At 72.7% G+C, this 21,730-nt stretch carries 22 protein-coding genes; 14 read left to right on the top strand and 8 right to left on the bottom strand.

The genetic code is table 11. From position 1 onward, the window contains the following. Nucleotides 1-50: 50 nt before the first annotated feature. Both ACFYXS_RS07905 and ACFYXS_RS07900 read right to left on the bottom strand, forming a co-directional pair. Complete coding sequence (locus ACFYXS_RS07905) at nucleotides 51-1,052, bottom strand: LuxR family transcriptional regulator (RefSeq protein WP_389245078.1); 1,002 nt, start codon at nucleotides 1,050-1,052, stop codon at nucleotides 51-53. Nucleotides 1,053-1,158: 106 nt separating this feature from the next. Then, the gene (locus ACFYXS_RS07900) at nucleotides 1,159-2,169 is read right to left on the bottom strand and encodes a hypothetical protein (protein ID WP_389245076.1); all 1,011 of its coding nucleotides are present in this window, start codon (nucleotides 2,167-2,169) and stop codon (nucleotides 1,159-1,161) included. A gap of 532 nt (nucleotides 2,170-2,701) precedes the next feature. On the opposite strand from ACFYXS_RS07900, the gene ACFYXS_RS07895 reads away from it, so the two are divergent. Next, the gene (locus tag ACFYXS_RS07895) at nucleotides 2,702-3,802 is read left to right on the top strand and encodes a S1 family peptidase (protein WP_389245074.1); all 1,101 of its coding nucleotides are present in this window, start codon (nucleotides 2,702-2,704) and stop codon (nucleotides 3,800-3,802) included. 120 nt (nucleotides 3,803-3,922) lie between these two features. Continuing rightward, complete coding sequence (locus ACFYXS_RS07890) at nucleotides 3,923-4,438, top strand: FBP domain-containing protein (RefSeq protein ID WP_389245072.1); 516 nt, start codon at nucleotides 3,923-3,925, stop codon at nucleotides 4,436-4,438. 228 nt (nucleotides 4,439-4,666) lie between these two features. On the opposite strand, the gene ACFYXS_RS07885 is transcribed toward ACFYXS_RS07890, so the two are convergent. Further along, the gene (locus tag ACFYXS_RS07885) at nucleotides 4,667-4,882 is read right to left on the bottom strand and encodes a DUF6296 family protein (protein ID WP_319660010.1); all 216 of its coding nucleotides are present in this window, start codon (nucleotides 4,880-4,882) and stop codon (nucleotides 4,667-4,669) included. Between the two features lie 157 nt (nucleotides 4,883-5,039). On the opposite strand from ACFYXS_RS07885, the gene ACFYXS_RS07880 reads away from it, so the two are divergent. Together ACFYXS_RS07880 and ACFYXS_RS07875 are read left to right on the top strand one after the other, a co-directional pair. Next, entirely contained in the window at nucleotides 5,040-5,471 is a 432-nt protein-coding gene (locus ACFYXS_RS07880; protein WP_389245069.1) for a RidA family protein, read from the top strand. Beyond that, nucleotides 5,468-6,172 carry a 4'-phosphopantetheinyl transferase family protein gene (locus ACFYXS_RS07875; protein WP_389245067.1) on the top strand — a complete coding sequence of 235 codons (705 nt, stop codon included), beginning with the start codon at nucleotides 5,468-5,470 and terminating at the stop codon, nucleotides 6,170-6,172. The genes ACFYXS_RS07880 and ACFYXS_RS07875 overlap by 4 nt, the downstream gene beginning before the upstream one ends. 54 nt (nucleotides 6,173-6,226) lie before the next feature. On the opposite strand, the gene ACFYXS_RS07870 is transcribed toward ACFYXS_RS07875, so the two are convergent. After that, nucleotides 6,227-7,237 (bottom strand): alpha/beta fold hydrolase, encoded by a 1,011-nt coding sequence (locus ACFYXS_RS07870; RefSeq protein WP_389245065.1) that lies wholly within the window; start codon nucleotides 7,235-7,237, stop codon nucleotides 6,227-6,229. A gap of 286 nt (nucleotides 7,238-7,523) precedes the next feature. On the opposite strand from ACFYXS_RS07870, the gene ACFYXS_RS07865 reads away from it, so the two are divergent. Both ACFYXS_RS07865 and ACFYXS_RS07860 read left to right on the top strand, forming a co-directional pair. Beyond that, entirely contained in the window at nucleotides 7,524-8,585 is a 1,062-nt protein-coding gene (locus ACFYXS_RS07865; RefSeq protein WP_389245063.1) for an ATP-grasp domain-containing protein, read from the top strand. A 130-nt stretch (nucleotides 8,586-8,715) separates the two neighbouring features. Continuing rightward, nucleotides 8,716-9,162, top strand: a complete 447-nt coding sequence (locus tag ACFYXS_RS07860; RefSeq protein ID WP_389245061.1) for an SRPBCC family protein — start codon at nucleotides 8,716-8,718, stop codon at nucleotides 9,160-9,162. Nucleotides 9,163-9,214: 52 nt separating this feature from the next. Here the strand turns inward: ACFYXS_RS07860 and ACFYXS_RS07855 are convergent, their stop codons facing one another. The 3 genes from ACFYXS_RS07855 to ACFYXS_RS07845 all read right to left on the bottom strand — a co-directional run bounded on the left by ACFYXS_RS07855 (nucleotide 9,215) and on the right by ACFYXS_RS07845 (nucleotide 11,908). Then, the gene (locus ACFYXS_RS07855) at nucleotides 9,215-10,399 is read right to left on the bottom strand and encodes a transglycosylase family protein (RefSeq protein WP_389245059.1); all 1,185 of its coding nucleotides are present in this window, start codon (nucleotides 10,397-10,399) and stop codon (nucleotides 9,215-9,217) included. A 154-nt stretch (nucleotides 10,400-10,553) separates the two neighbouring features. Then, entirely contained in the window at nucleotides 10,554-11,141 is a 588-nt protein-coding gene (locus ACFYXS_RS07850; RefSeq protein ID WP_389245057.1) for a pyridoxamine 5'-phosphate oxidase family protein, read from the bottom strand. Between the two features lie 86 nt (nucleotides 11,142-11,227). Next, nucleotides 11,228-11,908 carry a pentapeptide repeat-containing protein gene (locus ACFYXS_RS07845; RefSeq protein ID WP_389245055.1) on the bottom strand — a complete coding sequence of 227 codons (681 nt, stop codon included), beginning with the start codon at nucleotides 11,906-11,908 and terminating at the stop codon, nucleotides 11,228-11,230. Nucleotides 11,909-11,982: 74 nt separating this feature from the next. On the opposite strand from ACFYXS_RS07845, the gene ACFYXS_RS07840 reads away from it, so the two are divergent. Then, complete coding sequence (locus ACFYXS_RS07840) at nucleotides 11,983-13,383, top strand: FtsW/RodA/SpoVE family cell cycle protein (RefSeq protein ID WP_389245053.1); 1,401 nt, start codon at nucleotides 11,983-11,985, stop codon at nucleotides 13,381-13,383. Continuing rightward, on the top strand, nucleotides 13,380-14,846 hold the full coding sequence (locus ACFYXS_RS07835; RefSeq protein ID WP_389245051.1) for a penicillin-binding transpeptidase domain-containing protein: 1,467 nt from the start codon (nucleotides 13,380-13,382) through the stop codon (nucleotides 14,844-14,846). The genes ACFYXS_RS07840 and ACFYXS_RS07835 overlap by 4 nt, the downstream gene beginning before the upstream one ends. 15 nt (nucleotides 14,847-14,861) lie before the next feature. Here ACFYXS_RS07835 and ACFYXS_RS07830 read toward each other — a convergent pair whose 3' ends face one another. Further along, a complete protein-coding gene (locus ACFYXS_RS07830) occupies nucleotides 14,862-15,941 on the bottom strand; it encodes a ferritin-like domain-containing protein (RefSeq protein ID WP_389245049.1) in 1,080 nt (359 codons plus the stop codon). 52 nt (nucleotides 15,942-15,993) lie between these two features. On the opposite strand from ACFYXS_RS07830, the gene ACFYXS_RS07825 reads away from it, so the two are divergent. From ACFYXS_RS07825 to ACFYXS_RS07800, 6 genes are all read left to right on the top strand, one after another. Then, nucleotides 15,994-16,896 (top strand): diiron oxygenase, encoded by a 903-nt coding sequence (locus ACFYXS_RS07825; RefSeq protein WP_389245047.1) that lies wholly within the window; start codon nucleotides 15,994-15,996, stop codon nucleotides 16,894-16,896. A 31-nt stretch (nucleotides 16,897-16,927) separates the two neighbouring features. Continuing rightward, nucleotides 16,928-17,680: a TetR/AcrR family transcriptional regulator gene (locus ACFYXS_RS07820; RefSeq protein ID WP_389245045.1), complete on the top strand. Its 753-nt coding sequence runs from the start codon at nucleotides 16,928-16,930 to the stop codon at nucleotides 17,678-17,680. 34 nt (nucleotides 17,681-17,714) lie between these two features. Continuing rightward, the gene (locus ACFYXS_RS07815) at nucleotides 17,715-17,981 is read left to right on the top strand and encodes a hypothetical protein (RefSeq protein ID WP_319660024.1); all 267 of its coding nucleotides are present in this window, start codon (nucleotides 17,715-17,717) and stop codon (nucleotides 17,979-17,981) included. Nucleotides 17,982-18,112: 131 nt separating this feature from the next. Further along, a complete protein-coding gene (locus tag ACFYXS_RS07810; RefSeq protein ID WP_389245042.1) occupies nucleotides 18,113-19,696 on the top strand; it encodes a chitinase in 1,584 nt (527 codons plus the stop codon). A 128-nt stretch (nucleotides 19,697-19,824) separates the two neighbouring features. Continuing rightward, entirely contained in the window at nucleotides 19,825-20,949 is a 1,125-nt protein-coding gene (locus ACFYXS_RS07805) for an NlpC/P60 family protein (RefSeq protein ID WP_389245040.1), read from the top strand. Between the two features lie 157 nt (nucleotides 20,950-21,106). Then, nucleotides 21,107-21,691 (top strand): TetR/AcrR family transcriptional regulator, encoded by a 585-nt coding sequence (locus ACFYXS_RS07800; protein ID WP_389245038.1) that lies wholly within the window; start codon nucleotides 21,107-21,109, stop codon nucleotides 21,689-21,691. Nucleotides 21,692-21,730 lie beyond the last annotated feature (39 nt).

The raw sequence follows: 21,730 nt of genomic DNA, 5'->3' as shown, positions 1-21,730 counted from the left end.
TCATTTATTTGCAGGTCAGTTGGGCGAGCCGGAAGAAATCGCCGCCGCGTTCAGACCCAGTTGCGGCGCGCCGCGGCGACCCCGGCGCCGAAACGGCTGGTCGTACCCAATTCCGCGTAAAGGTCCTGAATACGCCGGCGCAGCGTCCGTGACGAGATCCCGAACTGCCGGGCTATCGCCTCGTCCTTGACACCGGCCGCGAACAGCGCGAGGAGATTGCGTTCCTCGTCCGTGGGCCTGCGGTCCTCCCCCTCCGGGGCACCGGCAGGGGAGGGCGGCGGCTCACCGGGGCCGGGAGTGCCGGCCAGTGGGGAGGCGGCCGCCCAGTACCGCTCGAAGAGTTCGGCGAGTGCCTCCAGCAGCGGGGGCGCCTCGGTGTAGAGGCACTCGGTGTTCCCGGCGTCCAGGCTCAGCGACACCATGGCGGCCGACCGGTCGGCCATGGCGAGCTTGATCGGCAGCGTCGGGATGATCCTGGCCTCCTCGCCCCGCGACACCAGGCTGCCGAGTTCCTGCCAGTCGTCGTCCGCGACGAAGCTGGCGGCCGCGTAGACGGCACGGACCCGGACACCGCGGCCCACGGCCGCCTCGTCGATCGGCCCGTTGGGGACCAGCACGAACGGGGGGCGGTCCAGGCAGCAGATCTCGGCGCGCGCGGCCTGCTTCAGCCGGTAGTAGCGGTCGCCGACCGTCTCCGGCCCACTGATCACAAGGGTCCCGTGGCCGCCGTTCCTGGCCCGCTTGGCGGTGTCGAAGATCGCGCCGAGCGAGCCCGCCGCGTCGCGCACCGAGGCCAGTTGCCGTTCGCGCGACTCGACCAGCGCGCGCAGCGCGTGCCGGGGGTCGACGGTGAGGAACTCCCCCGAGGTACGGCGGCTGACCAGCCCGAAGCGGTGCAGTCGCTCCAGCAGCGCCAGGCCCTCCGGGTACGTCACCCCGAACGCGGCCGCCACCTCGTCGACGGTCCCCCCGCCGCGCGCCAGCAGGTGGCGGTAGGCCTTCTCCGCCTCGGAGTCCACCCCGACCAGATCGAGCGGCGCAGCATCCTCCATCAGAACCCTCCCAGTCACCGACCGCCGCCCCCGAAAGCCGGTCACGAACCTAACAAGCCGGTGCGGCGGCCGGAAACCGATTCTCGCCCCTCGGACCTGCGCAGCTCTATGTGGCCGCGTACCGGGCGGAGTCGCGGGAGAAGTCGAGGAAGCCGCGGGCCCAGGCGTGGATGCCGTCGGTGTAGCGGCGGACCGCGGCGCGCCGCGAGGCCGTGGTGGGCTCGGCGCGCAGGGCGCGGCCGGCGGCGGTGAGTTCGGCGACGCGGAGGCCGTGCAGGCGCCGGGCCTCGGCGACGGCTTCCCGCAGCGGCAGCCGCCGGTGGTGGCGCAGGACGAGCACGAGGTTGGCGGTCTCGCCGCTCGCCAGTTCCTTGTCGAGCGAGAAGAGGTCGTTGGTCCAGCCGATGACGTCGGCGGCGGCCTCGCGCAGTTGGCGGCAGGCGGGCGCGGACCACTCGGCCGGGGTGAGCTCAGCGTCCTCGGCGTACTCGATGAGGTCGAAGAACCAGCCCGTCGCGCCGGAGACCCGACGCCAGGCGGCGTAGGCCTCCGGGGTCAGCACGGCCTGGTCGGCGCGCTGCCGGAGCATGTCCTGGTTGGTGCGGAGCCAGGCGATCAGGTGGTCGCCGAACCGGTCGCGCCAGGCCGGCCCCATGCCCGCGCCGATCCGCGGCACGATGTCGGCCAGGGCGCGGACGGCCGGCGAGGCCGACGCCGCGACGGCCGGTGCCGCGAAGGTGACGGTGCGGACCATGGCGTCCAGTTCGGCGTGGACCGCCGCGGGGTCCCGCGCGTAGGCGTCGCTGCGGTCGTCGACGGCGAACATCCACAGGGTGAGCCCGGCCAGTTCGGTGAGCCGTCGGGCCGGTGCCCAGGGCCACACGTGGGCGGCCATGGCCGCGTGGCGTTCGCGGCGGGCCTGCTCCGCGGTGCGTTCCGACAGCAGTCCGGTCCGCCGCGCCCAGGCCGCGACCTGCGGTTCCACCGTCCACAGGGCCGGGTTGAACGCCGAGGGCCCCGGGATGCCGAGCCCCGCCGCGGCCGGCACCGGCACGGTGCCCGCGCGGGCCTCCGGTGCCGGTGTGTGCGTGCATGCGTACGCCGTCGCCTTGTCCATCACGTGCCCCCCTCCCGGCCCGGACAGCGGGCCAGGAATGCTTTTCGGCCATCCCCACCGACCGGCTCATACCCGTGCCTTGACGGCGGAACGCCGGAATCACGCAGGAAAAGCACGAGCTTTGGCCATGAATCCTGCGCAGCGGGCCAGGGCCTCGCGAACCGCGCCGGGAGCGCTTCGACGGCCCCGAACACGCCCCGCCGAGGCGGCCGCTGACGGACTCCGGCCTGCGTCGACGCCCACGGCCCCGGGACGGCCGGGACGGGCGCGGGCGCGGCGGGGGGCTCCGGGAAAAGCGGATGGCCGGGTTCCGATGGTCGGGGAAAGGTTCCTCCAAGGGAATCGGGATGTCCTGTGTGACGGCTGTGCAGACCCGCGTCCGGCCTTGCCGGTCACGGAAACGCCTCGGAATACTCAACGGCGTTGCTTGGCGTGGACATGCATTCTTTGCGGAATGCGGCGCCGGCGACCGGAAGATCTCCCGGGTGCGCCGCAGTCGAGCGGGCCCGTCCCCCCACTGGAGGTACAGGACGTGAAGCACCGACGCATATCGAGGCGGAACGCCGTTCTCGCCGGCAGCGGCGCAACCGCCGTGCTGGCGGCGGCGATCCTGCTGCCGCAGGCCAACGCGGCGACCTCGCCGACCCCCACCTCCGAGGCCGCCCGGAAAACGCTCAGCGCGACGTCGGCCGTGACACTGGCCGACCGCCTCGTCTCGCAGCTCGGCGCCGCCGACACCGCGGGCTCGTACTACGACGCCGGCACCCGCCGTCTGGTGGTCAACGTGCTGGACGGCAAGGCCGCCGACACGGTCCGCGCCGCCGGCGCCGTGGCGAGGACCGTCGGCAACAGCACGGCCGAACTGCGCACCGCCACCCGCACCCTGGGCGCGAAGGCCCGCGTCCCGGGCACGGCCTGGGCGATCGACCCGCGCACCAACCAGGTGGTGGTGACCGCCGACGCGACCGTCTCGGCCGCGGAGATGGCCCGTCTGGACAAGGCGGTGGACGCCCTCGGCGCCGGCACGGCCCGGGTGCACCGCTCCAAGGGCGCGTTCAAGCCCTTCATCGCCGGTGGCGACGCGATCTACGGCTCGGGCGCCCGGTGCTCGCTCGGCTTCAACGTCGTCAAGGACGGACAGCCGTACTTCCTCACCGCGGGCCACTGCGGCGTCGCCTTCGACAGCTGGTCGGACTCCTCCGGCGGCTCCGAGATCGGCTCGGTGGAGGCGGCCACCTTCCCCGGCCACGACTACGCGCTGGTGAAGTACACCGACACCGGCGTCGCCCACCCGAGCGCGGTCGACCTCTACAACGGCTCGACACGGGCCATCACGGGCGCCGCCCTGCCCAGCGTCGGCCAGGCGGTGCAGCGCAGCGGCAGCACCACCCAGGTGCACAGCGGCACGGTCACCGGGCTCGACGCGACCGTCAACTACCAGGAGGGCTCGGTCTCCGGCCTCATCCAGACCGACGTCTGCGCCGAACCGGGCGACAGCGGCGGCGCGCTCTTCTCCGGCAGCACCGCCCTCGGCCTGACCTCGGGCGGCAGCGGTGACTGCGGCAGCGGCGGGGAGACCTTCTTCCAGCCGGTCACGGACGCGCTCCAGGTGTACGGGGCCGACATCGGCTGACACACGGAAGCGGCGACGGTGCCGGGCGATCCCGCGGGGGGACGCCCGGCACCGTCGCGTGCGCGTACCGCCCGAAATTCCCGCGACAGCCGGAGCGCGCCGGTGTTAGCTTCCGGCACCATGGACCCGCTCACCGAGACCGAGATCCGCGACGCCTTCGTCAACTGCTCCAAGGGCGAGGCGCGCCGGGTCAACCTGCCGCGCGACCTGGCCGAGCTGCCGTGGGCGGACCTGGACTTCCTCGGGTGGCGCGACCCGGGGGCGCCGGACCGCGGGTACCTGGTCGCCGAGCGGCACGGCCGCATGGTGGGCCTGTCGATGCGCGCGCCGTCCGCCGCGCGCAGGAGCCTGCTCAGGACGAGCCTGTGCTCCATCTGCCTCACGTCGCACGCGAGCTCCGGCGTCGACCTGCTCACCGCGCCGAAGGTCGGCCCTTCGGGCCGCCAGGGCAACACCGTCGGCACCTACATCTGCGCCGACCTCGCCTGCTCGCTGTACGTGCGCGGCAAGAAGACCTCGGCCCTGGTGCGGCGCATGGAGGAGACCCTGACGCCCGAGGAGCGCGTGGAGCGCGCGCGGGTCAATCTGGCGGCCTTCCTGGACAAGGTCTTCGACGGCGCGCAGGCGCCCGCCTGACCGGCGCCCGACCGGGCGGCCGACGTCAGCGGTGAGATGGGACGTGTCCTGACGCACGGCAGTGGAGCCGCAGCCGCGGAGCGCGCCCGGCGGGCGGCCGTCACCGGAGGGCGCCGCGGGAGTGGTGCAGCGGGCGCGACCCCGGCCGTCCCGGGTATCGCCGCCCGTCGGGCGGCGATACCCGGGACGGCCACCATGCTCGATGTTCGTGGCGACCGCCGCCGCCGATCAGTGCGGCCTGGCGCGCGAGGGCATGTCGGGGCGTTGGTGCCCCCCGGTGGCGAGCATGCGGACCTCTCCGCGATCGCTGATCTCGGCCTGCACGATGCCGGTGTCGTCGCTGTAGACGGGGTGCCCGCCGGCACCCTTGCGTTCGGTGCGCCGGACGACCACGGTGTCACCGGAAACGGGGAACGTGAGTTCGTACGTTTCGGAGTGGGACATGTGGGGAACCTCCTGTCTCCGCACCTTATGACCATTTATGCCCAGAGAATCACTCCCCAATGACACCTGCTGTGACGTAGGCCGATGCGCCCCGGCGTCCCCGTGCGGGATCATGGTGCCCGTCATCACAGGTCGGACGTCCCAGGGGGGAACCCGTATGTCGCACCTCACCCACATCGCCGCGCCGGACGGGGTCGCCCCGGGCAACGGCTACAGCCACGTCGTCCTGGGAGAGGGGCGCTTCGTGGCGATCTCCGGGCAGATCGCGCTGGACGCCGACGGCGAGGTGGTCGGCCCCGGCGATCCGGCGGCGCAGGCGCGCCAGGTCTTCGCGAACCTCGGGCGCTGCCTTGCGGCGGCCGGGGCTGACTGGGCCGACGTCGCCAAACTGACCTTCTTCGTCACGGACGTCGCCGCCGTGCGCGAGGCGCGGGACGCCCACATCGACACCGCCCGTCCCCCGGCCAGCACCGCGGTGCAGGTGGCCGCACTGTTCCGGCCCGAGCTGCTGCTGGAGGTCGAGGCGCTGGCGATCGTCCGGGACACGCGGGACGCACGCGAGACCGGCGAGGCGGCGGACCGGCCGTGACGCTCGTTCCCCAGTGGTTCGACCCGGGGACGCCGCCCTCGGACCCGGCACCTCCCGGGCCCGGCGGGCCGCCCCGGCTCTGGCTGGTGGACACCGCCGCGACCGCGGCGGCCGCCGCCCGGCTGGCTCCGGACGTGCTCGACGCCGAGGAACGCCGGCGCGCCGCCGCGTTCCGTTTCGACCACGACCGGGACGCCTATGTGTCCGCGCACGTGGCCCTGCGCATGCTGCTCGGCGCCTTTCTCGGCACGGGCCCCGGCGCGGTGGTCTTCGTCCGCGAGACCTGCCCGACCTGCGGCGGCCCGCACGGGCGGCCCGCGGTGCCGGAGGGCCGCCCGCACTTCTCGCTCTCGCACACCCGGGGGCTGTCGCTGCTGGCCTTCGCCGCCGGCACGGTCGGGGCCGACGTCGAGGAGGTGCCGCGCGAGGCGGCCGCGGACGGTGTGTGGCAGTCGCTCCACCCCGGCGAGGTCGCGGAACTCGAGGCCCTCGCGGAGCCCGACCGCGCCCTCGCCTTCGCCCGCGTCTGGGTCCGCAAGGAGGCGTATCTCAAGGCGCTGGGCACCGGTCTGTCCCGCGAGCTCTCCGCGGACTACCTCGGCACCGGCCCGACGCCCTCGCCCGGCCCCGCCGGCTGGCGCGTCCACGACGTCGCGGCGGGAGCGGACCACATGGCCGCGATCGCCGTCCGCGAGGACTGACGCCCTGCGGCGGCCGGGTGGCGTCGTACGACGGCACCCGGCCGCCGCGGCCGGTCAGCCGCGGGACTTGCGGGCCAGGGCGAGGAAGACGCCGCCCATGATCAGGGCGGCGCCCGCGATGCCCCCGATGGCGGTCAGGATCGTCTCGCGCCAGCCGGTGTCGGCGAGCGCCGGGGCGCCGGAGACCGCCGCGGCGGGCTCGGCGGCGGAGGCGGCGGCCTCGCGGATGAGGCGGGTCACCACGTCGGGGTGGGAGATCATCGCGACGTGCGAGGAGTCGATCTCGACGGTGTGGGAGCCGGCGCGCTCGGCCTCGTAGCGTTCCAGGGCGGGGTTGATGGCGTGGTCCTCGGTGGCGACCAGGGCCCAGGACGGAATGGTCCGCCAGGCGGCACCGGTCGCCCGCTGGGTGAAGGCCGTGGTGGCGATGGGCCGTTGCTCGACTGCCATCAGCCGGGCCTGTGCCGCGGGGAGGTCGGCGGCGAAGACGCTGTGGAAGCTCGCGTCCCGGATGTAGATGTCGACACCGCTTCCCGTCGCGTCACGGTAGGGCACCATGCGCTGGACGTTGTTCAGCTGCGCGGCAGGAAACCTCGCGCCCAGCGCGGCGAGCGTCTCCCCCCTGTCCGGCATGAGCGCGGAGACGAAGACCAGGGCCTTGACATGGGGGTTGCCGGCGGCCGCTTCGCTGATCACGGCGCCGCCGTAGGAGTGGCCCGCCAGCACGATCGGGCCCTTGACGCTCTTGAGCACACTGGCGATGTACGTGGAGTCGCCGGTCAGGCCGCGCAGCGGGTTGGCGGGGGCGATCACGTCGTACCCCTCGCCCTCCAGGCGGCGGACGACCTCGTTCCAGCCGGACGCGTCGGCGAAGGCGCCGTGCACGAGCACCACGGTCGGCTTGCCGCCGCCCGTGCGGCCGTCGCCGCGGGCCGCGGGGACGGACGCGGCGGCGGGCCCGGCGGCCAGCGCCGCCGCCGCGAGCACGGCGGTCAGGGATGCGGCCGCGCGTATGAGCCGGGGGCGGGGCGGGGTACGGGGGATCGGGTGGGTGTCGATGTCCATGGCGGCGGCGTCCCTGCTTTCGTGGAAGGGATGGAGGTCGCTTCCAGCGTTCGCCCGCCGTACCCGCACCGCTCGCCCCGCGGTGCGGTCGGGTGACGGCGCGCCGCGTGCTCTTTCCGTACGCTCCGCGGACCGGAAACACCGGCGTCATCGAACGGCAGTATGATCCGCCTCACACATGATCCTGAACGGCGGAAGGCCGTGCCGCAGCATGCCCACGGCCGGCCGTCCCTGCACCGAGGGGAGCGTTCCGATAGCCCTCCGAATATGGCTCAGCAGCGCGGGGGTGGCCACCACACAGGTGATGGCCATGCTGCGCGGGAACCCCGACGCCGTGGATGTCCGCATCTACGGCACCAATGTCGATCCGAACGCAGCGGCACTCGGCGCGTGCGACGTGGCCGAGGTCGAACCCCGCCATGTCGCCGATCCGGTCTACGCCGAATTCGCCCTCGATTTCTGCCGCCGGCACGCGATCGACGTGCTCATCCCGCCCCGGCGGCTGAGCGCGCTGGCCGGCCTGACGGAGGAGTTCGCGGCCGTGGGCACACGGCTGATGTGCTCCTCGCCGCGCTCGGTCACGGTGCTGACCAGCAAGAGCCGTACATATGAGGAGGCGCTCGCCGCCGGCATCCCGGTGCCGCCGTGGCGGGTGGTGGGGGACGCCGACGGGCTGCGGACGGCCGTGGAGGAGCTGTCGGCGACCGGCGAGACGCTCTGCTTCAAGCCCGCGGGCGAGTTCTCCGCCTTCGGCTTCCGCATCCTGGAGGACCGGCCGATGGTCCTCCGCGACCTGCTGGAGCCGGCCCGCCCCATGGCCTCGGTCGACGCGGTCGCCCAGGCGATGAAGCAGGCCGCCGACGAGGGCGAGTACGTGCCCCCGCTGATCGTCATGCCCTACCTGGAGGGGCCCGAGGTCAGCGTCGACTGCCTGTCCACCCGCGGCGGCGAACTGCTCGCCGCGATCCCGCGCGCCAAGGAGGGCCGCTACCGGCTGCTGCTGGACGATCCGGACATGACGGACATCGCACGCCGGCTGGTCGGCCACTTCGGGCTGGCGTACCTGTCCAATGTGCAACTGCGGCACCGCTTCGGGGAGCCGGTCCTGCTGGAGGCCAACCCCCGGCCGTCGGCCGGGATCTTCCAGACGGCCTTCACCGGGGTGAACCTGCCCTGGGCCGCCGTGCGCCTGCTGCTCCACGGCGACGCGGGCCTGGTCGCCGCGCCGCGTCTCGGCGGCAGGGTCGCGGTGACCGAGGCGGTCACCGAGGTCCCGGACATCGTGCCCGCCGTGATGCCGACGACGGCCGCGACCGTCACGCCGGAGTCCATCGGCAGCGTGGCCTGACCCACCCCTCGACCCACTCCCCCTGCCCCGGGCGGCCCGCCGCCCGGGGCAGGGGCGGGGGCGGGGCGGACAGCCTGGCGGGGGCGACGCCACGGGCGCAGGCTGGAGGGAGGAAGGCAGGTGGCAGCCCATGAGCAGACTCGAGGAACAGATCGACCTCGGCGTTCCGTCCGAGGTGGCATGGAAGCACTTGCACGACGTGGGTGAGTATCCGCAGTTCGTCGGCGGCGTCCTGGACGCCACGGCCGAGGGAGAGAGCAGGGCCCGTCTGGAGGTGGCCCGCGGCGGCGGTGACGACGCCTCCATCGGCACGGAGATCTCCGACCGGCCGCAGGCGCGGGGGGCGACCCGTGAGATGACCTGGCGCACCAGCGGCACCCCGGAGATCAGCGGGACGTGCTCGGTCCTGCCGATCGACGAGCAGCACAGCCGGGTGCAGGTCCGCATGGAGTACGACGCCGGCGAGGTGCGCGAGGCGTTCGGCGGTCCCAAGGGCTTCGCCCAGGTCAGCGCGATCGAACGCACGGTCCGCGACGACCTGCGGCGCTTCAAGGACCTGGTCGAGCGCGAACGCTGACGCGACGCCGGGCCGTGCCCCCGGGGCGGTCCTGACGGGCCGCCCCGTCCCGCTACATCCGCACCCCGTGCCGGCGCATCCAGGCCACCGGGTCCACGTCCGTCCCGTAGCCCTCGCCGGTGCGCACCTCGAAGTGCAGGTGCGGCCCGGTCGTGTTGCCCGTCGACCCGGAGCGGCCCACCTGGCGGCCCGCGGACACCGACTGGCCCGCCCGTACGGTCAGTGACGAGAGGTGGCCGTACTGGGTGTACATCCCGTCCGCGTGCCGGATCACCACCTGGTAGCCGTACGCACCGCCCCAGCCCGCCTCGACGACGGTGCCGGCGGCCACGGCCTTGACCGAGGTGCCGGTGGGCACGAGGAAGTCCTGCCCGGTGTGGTATCCGCTGGCCCAGTGCGCGCCGGCGCGGTGGTAGGGGGTGCCCAGTGATCCGCTGACCGGTGCCACGAAGGTGGTGGCGGCGGCCGCGGGCTTGGCCTTCGCCGCGGGCTTCTGCTTGGGGACGGCCTTCGTAGCGGGCTTTGTGCCGGACTTCGCACCGGACGTGGCCGGCGGCTTGGTGTGCGGTGCGGCCTTGGTCCCCGCGCCGGGCAGCGCCAGTTCCTGGCCGGGGAAGATGAGGTCGGGGTCGGCGCCGACGACCGGGCGGTTCGCCTCGTAGAGCCGCGACCAGCCGCCGCGTACCTCCTGCTCCTCGGCGATGCCGGAGAGGGTGTCGCCGCTGACGACCCGGTACCACGCGTCGTGGCTGTCCGGCTGATGCTCCGTCACCCGCTCGTGTGCGGCGGGCCGTTCCGTGCGCGTCTTCTTCTGCGCCGGGATCTCCGTCCGGGGCTCCGGGCCGCCGCGCGTCAGCCCCGCGCGCTGCGAGCACACCGGCCACGCACCGGGCCCCTGCCCGTCCAGCACGCGTTCCGCGACATGTATCTGCTGGCCCTTGGTGGCCAGGTCGGCGCGTGAGGCGAACTTCGTCCCCCCGTACGCCTTCCACGTCGACGGCGTGAACTGCAGCCCGCCGTAGTAGCCGTTGCCCGTGTTGATGCTCCAGTTGCCGCTGCTCTCGCACTGCGCGACCTTGTCCCAGGTCCCGGCCGTCGCCGCCCCCGCGCCGGTCGCGGCGATCAGCGGCAGCGCCAGCCCCGCACCGGACGCGGCCGTCACGGCCACGGACATCTGCGAGAGGCGGCCGGGCGGCTGGGGTCTGCGGTGGCGACCTCGTACGGGCCGTACGGGCATGGGGGGACCACCTCTCCGGTTCCGGACATACGGCCGTACAAGTACGACAGAGGGATCCTGTCGCCGCAAGAGCGCGTTCGGGAATCGCCCATGCGCCCCAATCACCACCGTCCCGAGCCGACTTGAGCCCCGCGCCCCGCGCCGGCTCAGGCGGTCACGAGGTCCGCGGAGGCAGCGGGAGCGGGAGGCCGGGGAGCCCGTCGAGGCTGACCCCGACGTAGGGCTTGGCGGCGCAGTAGTCGTTGAAGGACTCGTCGGTCTCGCGCGAGAAGCGCTGGGTGTGCAGGTCCCGCTCCTCGCGGAAGTCCATGTACGGCACGGCGAACCCGCAGCTGTCGCTGATGCGTTCGGCGGTGACGACGATGATCGCGCGCACGTCGGTCCGCTTGCGGACGTCGTCGGAGAAGGACGGGATGAGCTCGTCCCAGCGGGCGTCGTCGCGGAGCACCGCCTCGCCGTGCCCGTGGACGCGCACGATGGTCGGCGGCCCGGTGAAGGCGCACCACATCAAGGTGATGCGGCCGTTCTCCCGGAGGTGGGCGATGGTCTCCGCCCCGCTGCCGCCGAGGTCGGCGTAGGCGAAGGTGTGGTCGTCGAGGAGCGCGAAGGACCCGTCGAGGGCCTTGGGCGAGAGGTTGACCCGGCCGTCGCCCGCGAGGGGGGCGGTGGCGGTGAAGAAGATCTTCTGCTCTTCGATGAAGGCGCGCAGGCGGCCGTCGATGCGTGCATAGGTCTTTCCCATGCACGCGATTCTCCGGCGGAGGCGCGGATTCCGCCGCTGTCCTCCCACCGTGTCGGCGCGAACGCGTCCTCCCCGCCGAGCCCCGGTCAGCGGCGGGCGCCCTTGTCGTCGTCGCGGACCTCGATGCCGAGGGCGGCCGCCAGGGCCGGGGCGAGGTCCAGCAGCTGGGCGCTGCCGATGACGGCACCGCGCAGGTACTCGTGGCCGTCGGCGATGTCGAGCACGGTGGTGCCGCGCAGGTCGGTGGCCCGGAGTTCCGCGTGGCCGATGCGCAGCCGTTCGAGCTGGGTGCCGGGGAAGGAGACCTCCTTGAGCCGCGCGCCGCCGAGGTCGACGTCGCGCAGCACGCAGTCCTCGAAGACGACCTCGTGGAGCGAGCCGCTGCGCAGGTTGACCGAGTCGAACTTGCAGCGGCGGAAGACCACGCGCCGCAGCACCGCCCCGAAGGCCTCGACCCCGGCGAACACGCACGAGTCCGCGGTGACGTCCGTCCAGTTGGTCTCGGCGAACGAGGTGCCGACGAAGCGGTCGCCCTGGAGCCACACCTCGTTGAGCCGCCCGCGGCGCAGGCTGCCGCCGTTCAGGACGGAGTCGGTGACGGCGCACTCGAGGAACTGGGCGCCGCCCGCGTCCTGGTCGTCGAGGGTGAGCCCGGCGAAGTGCAGCGTGTCGTACCGCTCCTCGACGAAGAGGCGGGGCTCGGTGAAGGGCTCGAGCACCTGCGCGTACGGGAGCTCGGACAAGGAGGTCGGCGCCTTGTGGGTCATGCCGTCACGGTAGCGGCCCCCACCGACAGTGCCGGGAGGACCTGAAAGAAATGTCCCTTTGATACCTTTCGCCCATGAGTGCACCCTCCCCCAGCGCTTCGCCCGAGTGGGAGTCCCCCCGGCGGAGCCTGGAGGAGCCCGGGCCCGTCGCGCCGCCGCACCGCCGCCGCGGTGTGGAGCTGGGGCTGCTGTGCGGGGCGGTCCTGATCTCGGTGTACGGCTACTGCGACGTAGGCCTGGCCAGGGACGGCACCCTGCCGCCCGGCGCCGCGGGCTACGGGGCCGCCCTCGGGGCGCTGTCGCTGCTGGCACATCTGACCGTCCGTCTGCGGGCGCCGTACGCCGACCCGCTGCTGCTGCCGATCGCGGTGCTGCTCAACGGCCTGGGCCTGGTGCTGATCCACCGCCTGGACCTGTCCACCCCGGACTCCGCCGCGCCCGCCCAGCTGGTCTGGTCCGGGGCCGGCGTGGCGCTGTTCCTCCTGGTCGTCCTCGGTCTGCGGGACTACCGGTCGCTGGCCGTGTACGCGTACGTGTGCGTGGTGGCCGCGCTCGCGCTGATGATCGCGCCGATCCTCTTCCCGGCCGTGAACGGCGCGAAGCTCTGGGTCCGCTTCGGGGGACTGTCCTTCCAGCCGGGCGAGTTCGCCAAGGTGCTGCTCGCCGTGTTCTTCGCCGCGTACCTGGCGGACAACCGCAGCGCGCTGGCGTACACCGGCCGGCACATCTGGCGCTTCCGGCGGCTGCAGCTGCCGACCGGCCGGGTGCTCGGGCCGGTGCTGGCGGTCTGGGCGATCAGCGTGGGCGTGCTGGTGGTGGAGCGCGACCTGGGCACGTCCCTGCTGTTCTTCGGGCTGTTCGTGATCCTGCTGTACGTCGCGACCGGGCGGACCGGGTGGATCGCGATCGGGCTGCTGCTGTCGGGCGCGGGGGCGTTCCTGGTCGGCTCCCTCGAACCGCACGTGCACTCCCGGGTGCAGGACTGGCTCCACCCGTTCGCGAGCATCGAGGCCGGTCAGGGGCCGGGGCAGCTGGCGCAGTCGCTGTTCGCGTTCGCCGCCGGCGGCCTGCTGGGGACGGGCCTGGGCGAGGGGCACTCGGTCTTCATCGGCTTCGCCGCCAAGTCCGACTTCGTACTGGCCACCGCGGGCGAGGAGCTGGGGCTGACCGGGCTGACCGCGCTCTTCCTGCTCTACGGGCTGCTCGTGGCGCGCGGCTACCGCGCGGGGCTCGCCGTCCGCGACCCGTTCGGGCGGCTGCTGGTGATCGGGCTGGCCTCGATCTGGGCGCTCCAGGTCTTCGTGATCGCGGGCGGGGTCACCGACTTGATCCCGCTCACCGGCATGCCGATGCCCTTCCTGGCGCAGGGCGGTTCCTCCGTCGTCACCAACTGGGTGATGGTCGCGCTGCTGGTGCTGCTCAGCGACACCGCCCGGCGGCCGGTCCCCGGCCCGGTCCCGGTGGTGCCGGGGTGATCCCGCACGCCCGCCGGGCGGCCGCCTTCTGCATGCTGCTCTTCGTCGCGCTCCTGGTGAACGCGACCCGGCTGCAGGTCTTCAGCGCCCCGTCCTACAACGAGAACCCGGCCAACCGCCGGGTGGCCGTCACCCGCTACGAGCGGCCCCGCGGCGACATCTTCGCCGGCAAGCACGCGGTGACCGGCTCCCGCCCCACCGACGGCCCGCTCGGGTACGAGCGCTCCTACACCGACGGCCCCCTGTACGCGCCCGTCACCGGCTTCGCGTCCCAGACGTACGGCACGACGCTGCTGGAGGCCGCCGAGGACGCCATCCTGTCCGGCACGTCCCCGCAGCTGGCCACCCTGCCGGTGTGGAACGCCGTCACCCGGCAGCCGCAGCCCGGCGGCGACGTCCGCACCACCATCGACCCGGCCGCCCAGCGGGCCGCGTACGAGGCGCTGGGCGGCAAGAAGGGCGCGGTCGCGGCCCTGGACCCGCTGACGGGCCGGATCCTGGCGCTGGTGAGCGCCCCCTCGTACGACCCGGCCCGGATCGCCGGGACCGGACCGCGGGCAGCCGCGGCGTGGGTGTCCCTCACCTCCGACCGCGACCAGCCGATGCTCAACCGGGCGCTGCGGCAGACGTACCCGCCGGGCTCGACGTTCAAGACCGTGACCGCCGTGGCGGCGCTGAACAGCGGCACGATCACCGACATCGAGGAACCGACCGACTCGCCCAACCCGTACCGCCTGCCGGGCTCGACCACCTCGCTGCGCAACGAGTCGGACGCCGAGGACTGCGAGGACGCGCCGCTGCTGTACGCGTACGCCATCTCCTGCAACACCGTCTTCGGCAAGCTGGGCGACGACGTCGGCCTGACCGCGATGCGGGAGACCGCGGAGGCTTTCGGCTTCAACGACGACTCCCTCGGCATCCCCTCGCACGCCGCGGTCAGCGTCTTCGACCGCCGCATGGACGACGCGCAGTTGGCGCTGTCCTCCGTCGGCCAGTACGACACCCGCGCCACCCCGCTGCAGATGGCGATGGTCGCCGCGGCCGTCGCCAACGACGGGACGCTGATGTACCCGCACCTGGTGGACCGCACCACCGACAGCTCCGGGCTGCCGGTCGCGCTCACCGGCGACCGGGCCTACGGGCAGGTCATGGACGCGGTGGTGGCCCGGGACATGCAGACCATGATGACCGAGGTGGTCCGCTCCGGCACGGGTGGCAACGCCGCCATCCCGCACGCCGTGGTCGGCGGCAAGACCGGCACCGCGCAGAACGGCGAGAACAACCGCGGCACCCCCTTCGCCTGGTTCATCGCCTGGGCCAAGGACTCCGCCGGCGGCCCCGCGCGGGTCGCCGTCGCCGTCGTCGTGGAGGACGCCGCGGCGGACCGCGCGGACATCAGCGGCGGCGGCAACGCGGCGCCGGTCGCCCGCGCGGTGATGGAGGCGGTCCTGGGGCGGGGGTGAGAGGGCCGCCCCCTGTCACTCCCCGCCCAGCGCGATGGCGTCGGCGACCTCGGCGACCCGCGCGTCCTCCTCCTTGGCGAAGCGCTCGGCGTCCAGCTTCTCGGCGATCTCCTCGTCCTGGGCCATGAGCAGGTCGAGGTTGGAGTCGCCCATCTCGAAGACGCCCATGTCGACATAGGCGCGCTGCAGCCGCTCGCCCCACAGCCCGATGTCCTTCACGCACGGCACGATGCGGCTGAACAGCAGCTTCCGGAAGAGCGTCAGATACGGTGACTGCTCGCTCAGTTCCTCGGCCTCCTGGCGCGGGATGCCGAAGTCCTCCAGCACCTCGGCGCCGCGCAGCCGGTCGCGCATGAGGTAGCAGCCCTCGATGACGAACTCCTCGCGCTCGCGCAGTTCGGCGTCGGACAGCTGCCGGTAGTGGTCGCGCAGCGCCATCCGCCCGAAGGCCACGTGCCGGGCCTCGTCCTGCATGACGTAGGCGAGGATCTGCTGGGGCAGCGGCTTGTCGGTGGTGTCGCGGAGCATGCCGAAGGCGGCCAGCGCCAGGCCCTCGATGAGCACCTGCATGCCGAGGTAGGGCATGTCCCAGCGGGAGTCGCGCAGGGTGTCGCCGAGCAGCGCCTGGAGCGAGTCGTTGATCGGGTAGACCATGCCGACCTTCTCGCGCAGGAAGCGCGAGTAGATCTCGGCGTGCCGGGCCTCGTCCATGGTCTGGGTCGCGGAGTAGAACTTCGCGTCGAGATCGGGGGCGGACTCCACGATGCGGGCGGCGCAGACCATGGCGCCCTGCTCGCCGTGCAGGAACTGGCTGAACTGCCAGGAGGCGTAGGCGCGGCGCAGGTCGCGCTTGTTCTGCTCGGACATCTTGTCCCAGTGGGACGTGCCGTGGACGGTCAGGTTCTGGTCCGGGACGCCGAGCGGGTCGTACGGGTCGACCTCGATGTCCCAGTCGATGCGGGTGACCGCGTCCCACTGCTTGTCCTTGCCCTTCTGGTAGAGGGCGAGCAGCCGGTCGCGCCCGTCGTCGTACTCCCAGGAGAAGCGGGCGGCTCCGGAGGCCGGGATCTCCCACAGGTGGTCCTGCGCCGTCATTGGCGCCTCCTCGACTCTTGACGAGCTTGCTGACACACAGTCTCATAAGAGCATGACCGCTGGCACCCCTCTTGCAACGCGAGAAAAAGTGGCGGAGCGGCTGCTCGACGCCTCCGCGAAGCACTCCTTCGACCCGGACACCGAGCTCGACTGGGACGCCCCCTTCGAGGACGGCGCGTGGTTCTGGCCGCCCGAGCTGTGCTCCCTGTACGACACCCCGCTGTGGAAGCACATGTCGCAGGAGCAGCGGATCGAGCTGAGCAGGCACGAAGCGGCCTCGCTGGCCTCGATCGGCATCTGGTTCGAGATCATCCTCATGCAGTTGCTGCTGCGGCACTCCTTCGACCTGGACCCCACCAGCAAGCACGTGCGCTACGCGCTCACCGAGATCGCGGACGAGTGCCGCCACTCGAAGATGTTCGCCCGGCTGGTGACCCGGCTCGGCACGCCCGTCTACCGGCCCACCCGGCTGGACCACAACCTCGGCCGGGTGCTGAAGACCGTCTCCACCACGCCCGGCGCCTTCACCGGCACCCTGCTGGCCGAGGAGATCCTCGACTGGATGCAGCGCCTGACCTTCCCGGACGAGCGCGTGCAGCCGCTGACCCGCGGCGTGACCCGCATCCACGTGGTCGAGGAGGCCCGGCACATCCGCTACGCCCGCGAGGAACTGCGCCGGCAGATGGCCACGGCGCCGCGCTGGGAGCTGGCCTTCACCCGGGTCTCCTCCGCCGAGGCCGCCCGGGTCATCGCCCGGTCGCTGATCAGCCCGCAGGTGTACGCGTCGGTGGGGCTGGACCCGCGGTACGCCGCCGAGCTGGCCCGCACCAGCCCGCACCGCCGCGACGTGATGCGGCAGGCGGCGAAGAAGCTGATGGACTTCCTGGAGGACGTCGGCATGTTCGAGGGCCCCGGGGTACGCCGGATGTGGCGCAGCTCGGGTCTTCTCGGGTAGGACGGCGGGCGGGCCGGATACGCTGGCCGTCATGAACGGCAGTTCGACGCCGGCGCCCGCCGCCCCCGCCTACCGCCGGCTGAGCGTCGAGCAGCGCCGTACCCAGCTGCTCGCCGCCGCCGTGGACCTCTTCGGGCACCACCGCCCCGAGGACGTCTCGGTCGACGACGTGGCCGCCGCCGCCGGCGTCTCCCGCCCCCTGGTCTACCGCTACTTCCCGGGTGGGAAGCAGCAGCTCTACGAGGCCGCCATGCGCAATGCCGCCGACGAGCTGCGGGACTGCTTCGTGGAGCCCGCGGCGGGCGAGATGACCCAGCGCCTGTCGAACGCGCTGGACCGCTACCTGTCGTACGTGGACGAGCACGACGCCGCGTACTCCGCGCTGCTGCGCGGCGGCAGCGTCGCCGAGACCAGCCGCACCGGCGCCATCGTGGACGAGGTGCGGCGCAGCGCCGCCGAGCAGATCCTCCTGCACCTGGGCGCCCCGGCACCGGGTCCGCGGCTGGCGATGATGGTGCGTTCGTGGATCGCGAGCGTGGAGGCGGTGTCGCTGACCTGGCTCGACGAGGGCAAGCAGCCGCCGGCCCACGAGCTGCGGCGGTGGCTGGTCGACCACTTCACGGCGCTGCTGCTGGTCAGCTCCACCACCGACCAGGAGACCGCCGACGTCGCGCTGGCCGCCCTGGGCCGGGAGAGCCCGGGCAGCCCCGCCGGCGATCTCGCCCGCCGGGTCGCGCCGCTCGCACAGGCCGTCGCACATCTGCTCCCACCTGCCATTCCCTGAACACGGGCCCCGTCCGAGGGCCTACTCTGACCCCGTGAGGCATGAGGACACGGAATTCGTCGGGGGGCCGCTGGACGGCCGCGTGCTGGGGGTGCTGACCGGCATCACCGGGCAGCCTCCGAAGGTGTACGAGGTGCCGGTGCCGCAACCGGACGGCGCGGCCCCGGTCGTGCACGTCTACCACCGCGAGCCCAGTCCCGGGACGCGCGAGCAGCGCCGTACGCGGTGGGTCTTCGTCTACGACCCCGAGGGCAACCGGCCGGAGAAGCCGCGCTGGCCCTGGTCGAAGCCGGGCGCCTGACCGCCGCGGCCCGGCCCCTCCCGGGGGCACCCGTTCCGCATTCTGGTCCGGACCATTGACAGGATTGGTCCAGACCTGTTTGCTGCGGGTTGTCATGCGCACATCTCCTCGCCCCCGAAGGAGCGGTCCCCATGAGATCCCTCGTCGCCGCGACGGCGACCCTCGCCCTCACCGCCGCCATCGGCGGGCTGGTCGCCCTCGCGCCCTCCGCGCACGCGGGTGAGTTCCTGGTCAACGGCGGTTTCGAGAACGGCAACCTGACCGGCTGGAGCTGCGACGCCGGCACCACCCAGGCGGTCACCGGCCAGGCGAAGACCGGCAGTTGGGCCCTCGCCGGCAGCCCGGGCTCGTCCGGCACCGCACAGTGCAAGCAGACGGTCAGCGTGGCGCCCGGCACGACGTACACCTACTCCGCCCAGGTCAAGGGCAGTTACGTCTACATCGGCGTGGACGGCGGGACCAGCACCTGGACCCCGGGCACCGGCGGGGCGTACCAGCAGCTCAGCGTGAGCTTCACGACCGGGGCGAGCCAGACGAGCGCGACCGTCTACGTCCACGGCTGGTACGCCCAGCCCACGTTCTGGGCCGACGACGTCTCGCTCAGCGGCCCGGGCGGCCCGACGCCCCCCACGCCGACACCGACGCCGACCGACACCCCGACGCCCACCCCGACACCCACACCGACCGACACCCCGACGGGCCCCTCCTCGCACGCGCTGGTCGGCTACCTGCACTCCAGCTTCGCCAACGGCTCCGGCTATGTGCGCATGGCCGACGTCCCCGCGAGCTGGGACTACATCGACCTCGCCTTCGGCGAGCCGACAACGACCACCTCGGGCGACATCCGCTTCACCCGCTGCCCCGCCTCCGAATGCCCCAACGTGGAGTCCGACGCGGACTTCAAGGCCGCGATCAAGGCCAAGCAGGCGCAGGGCAAGAAGGTGCTGATCTCCATCGGCGGACAGAACGGCCAGGTGCAGCTGACCACGACCGCCGCCCGCGACGCCTTCGTCTCCTCCGTCGCCGGGATCATCGACACCTGGGGACTGGACGGTCTCGACATCGACTTCGAGGGCCACTCGCTCTCCCTCAACGCCGGTGACACCAACTTCAAGAGCCCGACCACACCGGTCGTGGTCAACCTGATCTCCGCACTGAAGACCCTCAAGGCCAGGTACGGCAGCGGGTTCGTGCTCACGATGGCGCCCGAGACCTTCTTCGTGCAGCTCGGCTACCAGTTCTACGGCCCGGGCCCCAACGGCGCGCAGGACCCCAGGGCGGGTGCCTACCTTCCCGTCATCCACGCGCTGCGCAACGACCTGACCCTGCTCCACGTCCAGGACTACAACTCCGGGCCGATCATGGGCCTGGACAACCAGTACCACCAGATGGGCGGGGCCGACTTCCACATCGCGATGACCGACATGCTGCTCACCGGCTTCCCGGTGGCGGGCAACACGGCCAACGTCTTCCCCGCGCTCGCACCTTCCCAGGTGGCCGTCGGGCTGCCCGCGACCTCCAACGCGGGCAACGGATGGACAACTCCGGCAGATGTCGACAAAGCGCTCGACTGCCTGACCAAGCGGACCAACTGCGGCTCGTACACCCCGCACGGAACATGGCCGGGCCTGCGCGGTCTGATGACGTGGTCGATCAACTGGGACAAGTTCGGCAACTGGGAATTCCAGAAGAACTTCGATTCGTACTTCGGCTGACACGGAGGAAACGGGTGGCTCCAATGACCACGGAGCCACCCATTCCGGCCCGGTCACCCTGTCGCAGCCGACCCGATCATGTAAGGATCTACCGGCAAGCATCCGGTAATACAGTCGGAGGTGAAGGGATGTCAGCAGCAAGCAGGCCCAAGGAGTGGGTGCGCAGGGCACTCGTCTGCGGGACGCTGCTGGCCGCCGCGGCCCTCGGACTGCCCGCGCAGAACGCGCACGCGATGCCCGACGACCCCTATCCCAGCGGCCCGACCCTGGTCGTCCTGCTGGAGCGGCTGCAGGACCTCTACCTCAAGGCCGAAGAGGCCACCGAGACCTACGACCAGGCGGAGTCCGAACTCGACGAGAACCGCGGCAAGGCCGACCGCCTGGACCGCCAGCTCGCCGAGGAGCGCACCGCGCTGGCCGACGCCCGCGCCCTGGCCGGGCAACTCGCCCGCGAGCAGTACAAGGAGGGCGGGGTCTCCCCCTACCTCAGCCTGTTGCTCAGCGGCGACCCGCAGGACGCCTTCATCCAGGGGCACATGCTCGACCGCGCCGCCGGCAGCCAGGCCGAACTGGTCGCCCAGCTGGAGAACGGCGAGAAGCGGATCGCCGCGCTCAGCCGCGCCCAGCAGCACGCGCTGGACGGCTCGCTGCAGCTCGCGGACCAGCAGCGCGACGCCAAGGAAGAGATCGAGAAGCAGCTCGCGACAGTCGAGCGGATCCTCGCCGGCCTGACCGGCACCCAGCTCGCCGACCTGCAGCGCCTCGAGGAGCAGGGCATCGACCGGGCCCAGGAGGCGTTCCTGAGATCGGGGCAGCTCGGCAGCCTCTCGCTCGCACCGTCCAAGGTCGGCAACAGCGCGCTGAGCTTCGCCTACGCGCAGATCGGCAAGCCCTACGTCTGGGGCGCCGAGGGCCCGAAGGCGTACGACTGCTCCGGGCTCACCTCGCAGGCCTGGCTGCACGCGGGCACTCCCATCCCGCGCACCAGCCAGGAGCAGTGGAAGCAGCTGCCGCACATTCCGCTCAACCTGCTGCGCCCCGGCGACCTGGTGATCTACTTCCCCGGCGCCACCCACGTGGCGATGTACATCGGCGACGGCCTGGTCATCCAGGCACCCCGCCCCGGCACCTTCGTCAAGATCTCCCCCATCGCCGCCAACCCGATCCTCGGGGCCGTCCGCCCGGACTCCGACGAGCCGTCGATGAAGCACTACGTCCCGCCGACCGCTCAGGATTCGGCGAAGGACTCCTGACGGGGCGCGCGACCGCCTGTCGCCCGCCACGTGACCGTCCGCCACGTGACCGCCTGCCGCCCGCCGCGTGACCGGCGTCACCGCGCATCGGACAGACCTGTCTGTTAGTTTTGCCGCGACGGGCCCGCCGGGCCCCCGGCAGAACCAGGTGATCGGCATGCCCGCCACGGTCAAGCGCCCCCCGGCGCGCGAGCGCATCCTGACCACGGCCGAGGAGTTGTTCTCGGCCCACGGGCTGCGCGGCGTGGGCGTCGACCGCATCATCGCGGAGTCGGGCGTGGCCAAGTCGACGCTGTACGTGCACTTCCCCTCCAAGGACGAGCTGGCCGCCGCCTACCTGCGCCGGGTCGACGACTCCTGGCGGGGCAGGCTGCGCGCCGCCGCGCTGGCGGCCGGCGACGACCCCCGCGAGCAACTGGTGGGCCTGTTCGACGCGGTCGACGCGTCGTACCGGCGGCACGGTTTCCACGGCTGCCCGTTCATCAACGCCGCCGCCGAGAGCGAGCCGGGCAGCCTGCCGCACGAGGTGACCGCCGAGCACAAACGGACCGTCCGCGCGTGGGTGCGCGACCTGGCCGAGGCGGCCGGGGCCGGTGACCCCGACGCGCTGGCCCTGCAGCTGACGCTGCTGATCGACGGCACGCTGGCGGCGGGCAGGCTGGAGCAGGACCCCGCCATGCCGGCCGCCGCCAAGGCCGCGGCCCGCGCCGTCGTCGAGCGGGCCTGCCCGCCGGCCGTCTGACCCCCTCCGCCCTCGTCCACACCCGTGGACGCGGGCTCC

It is taken from the genome of Streptomyces sp. NPDC002574 (genome assembly GCF_042889545.1).
Lineage (GTDB): Bacteria > Actinomycetota > Actinomycetes > Streptomycetales > Streptomycetaceae > Actinacidiphila.
This window is presented reverse-complemented; position numbering and strand designations above follow the sequence as displayed.

Bases quoted from the DNA above. Each gene is read 5' to 3' on its own strand.
- ACFYXS_RS07905 (WP_389245078.1), bottom strand. From the start codon at position 1,052: ATGGAGGATGCTGCGCCGCTCGATCTGGTCGGGGTGGACTCCGAGGCG.
- ACFYXS_RS07900 (WP_389245076.1), bottom strand. From the start codon at position 2,169: ATGGACAAGGCGACGGCGTACGCATGCACGCACACACCGGCACCGGAG.
- ACFYXS_RS07890 (WP_389245072.1), top strand. From the start codon at position 3,923: ATGGACCCGCTCACCGAGACCGAGATCCGCGACGCCTTCGTCAACTGC.
- ACFYXS_RS07885 (WP_319660010.1), bottom strand. From the start codon at position 4,882: ATGTCCCACTCCGAAACGTACGAACTCACGTTCCCCGTTTCCGGTGAC.
- ACFYXS_RS07880 (WP_389245069.1), top strand. From the start codon at position 5,040: ATGTCGCACCTCACCCACATCGCCGCGCCGGACGGGGTCGCCCCGGGC.
- ACFYXS_RS07870 (WP_389245065.1), bottom strand. From the start codon at position 7,237: ATGGACATCGACACCCACCCGATCCCCCGTACCCCGCCCCGCCCCCGG.
- ACFYXS_RS07860 (WP_389245061.1), top strand. From the start codon at position 8,716: ATGAGCAGACTCGAGGAACAGATCGACCTCGGCGTTCCGTCCGAGGTG.
- ACFYXS_RS07855 (WP_389245059.1), bottom strand. From the start codon at position 10,399: ATGCCCGTACGGCCCGTACGAGGTCGCCACCGCAGACCCCAGCCGCCC.
- ACFYXS_RS07850 (WP_389245057.1), bottom strand. From the start codon at position 11,141: ATGGGAAAGACCTATGCACGCATCGACGGCCGCCTGCGCGCCTTCATC.
- ACFYXS_RS07845 (WP_389245055.1), bottom strand. From the start codon at position 11,908: ATGACCCACAAGGCGCCGACCTCCTTGTCCGAGCTCCCGTACGCGCAG.
- ACFYXS_RS07840 (WP_389245053.1), top strand. From the start codon at position 11,983: ATGAGTGCACCCTCCCCCAGCGCTTCGCCCGAGTGGGAGTCCCCCCGG.
- ACFYXS_RS07830 (WP_389245049.1), bottom strand. From the start codon at position 15,941: ATGACGGCGCAGGACCACCTGTGGGAGATCCCGGCCTCCGGAGCCGCC.
- ACFYXS_RS07825 (WP_389245047.1), top strand. From the start codon at position 15,994: ATGACCGCTGGCACCCCTCTTGCAACGCGAGAAAAAGTGGCGGAGCGG.
- ACFYXS_RS07820 (WP_389245045.1), top strand. From the start codon at position 16,928: ATGAACGGCAGTTCGACGCCGGCGCCCGCCGCCCCCGCCTACCGCCGG.
- ACFYXS_RS07810 (WP_389245042.1), top strand. From the start codon at position 18,113: ATGAGATCCCTCGTCGCCGCGACGGCGACCCTCGCCCTCACCGCCGCC.
- ACFYXS_RS07805 (WP_389245040.1), top strand. From the start codon at position 19,825: ATGTCAGCAGCAAGCAGGCCCAAGGAGTGGGTGCGCAGGGCACTCGTC.
- ACFYXS_RS07800 (WP_389245038.1), top strand. From the start codon at position 21,107: ATGCCCGCCACGGTCAAGCGCCCCCCGGCGCGCGAGCGCATCCTGACC.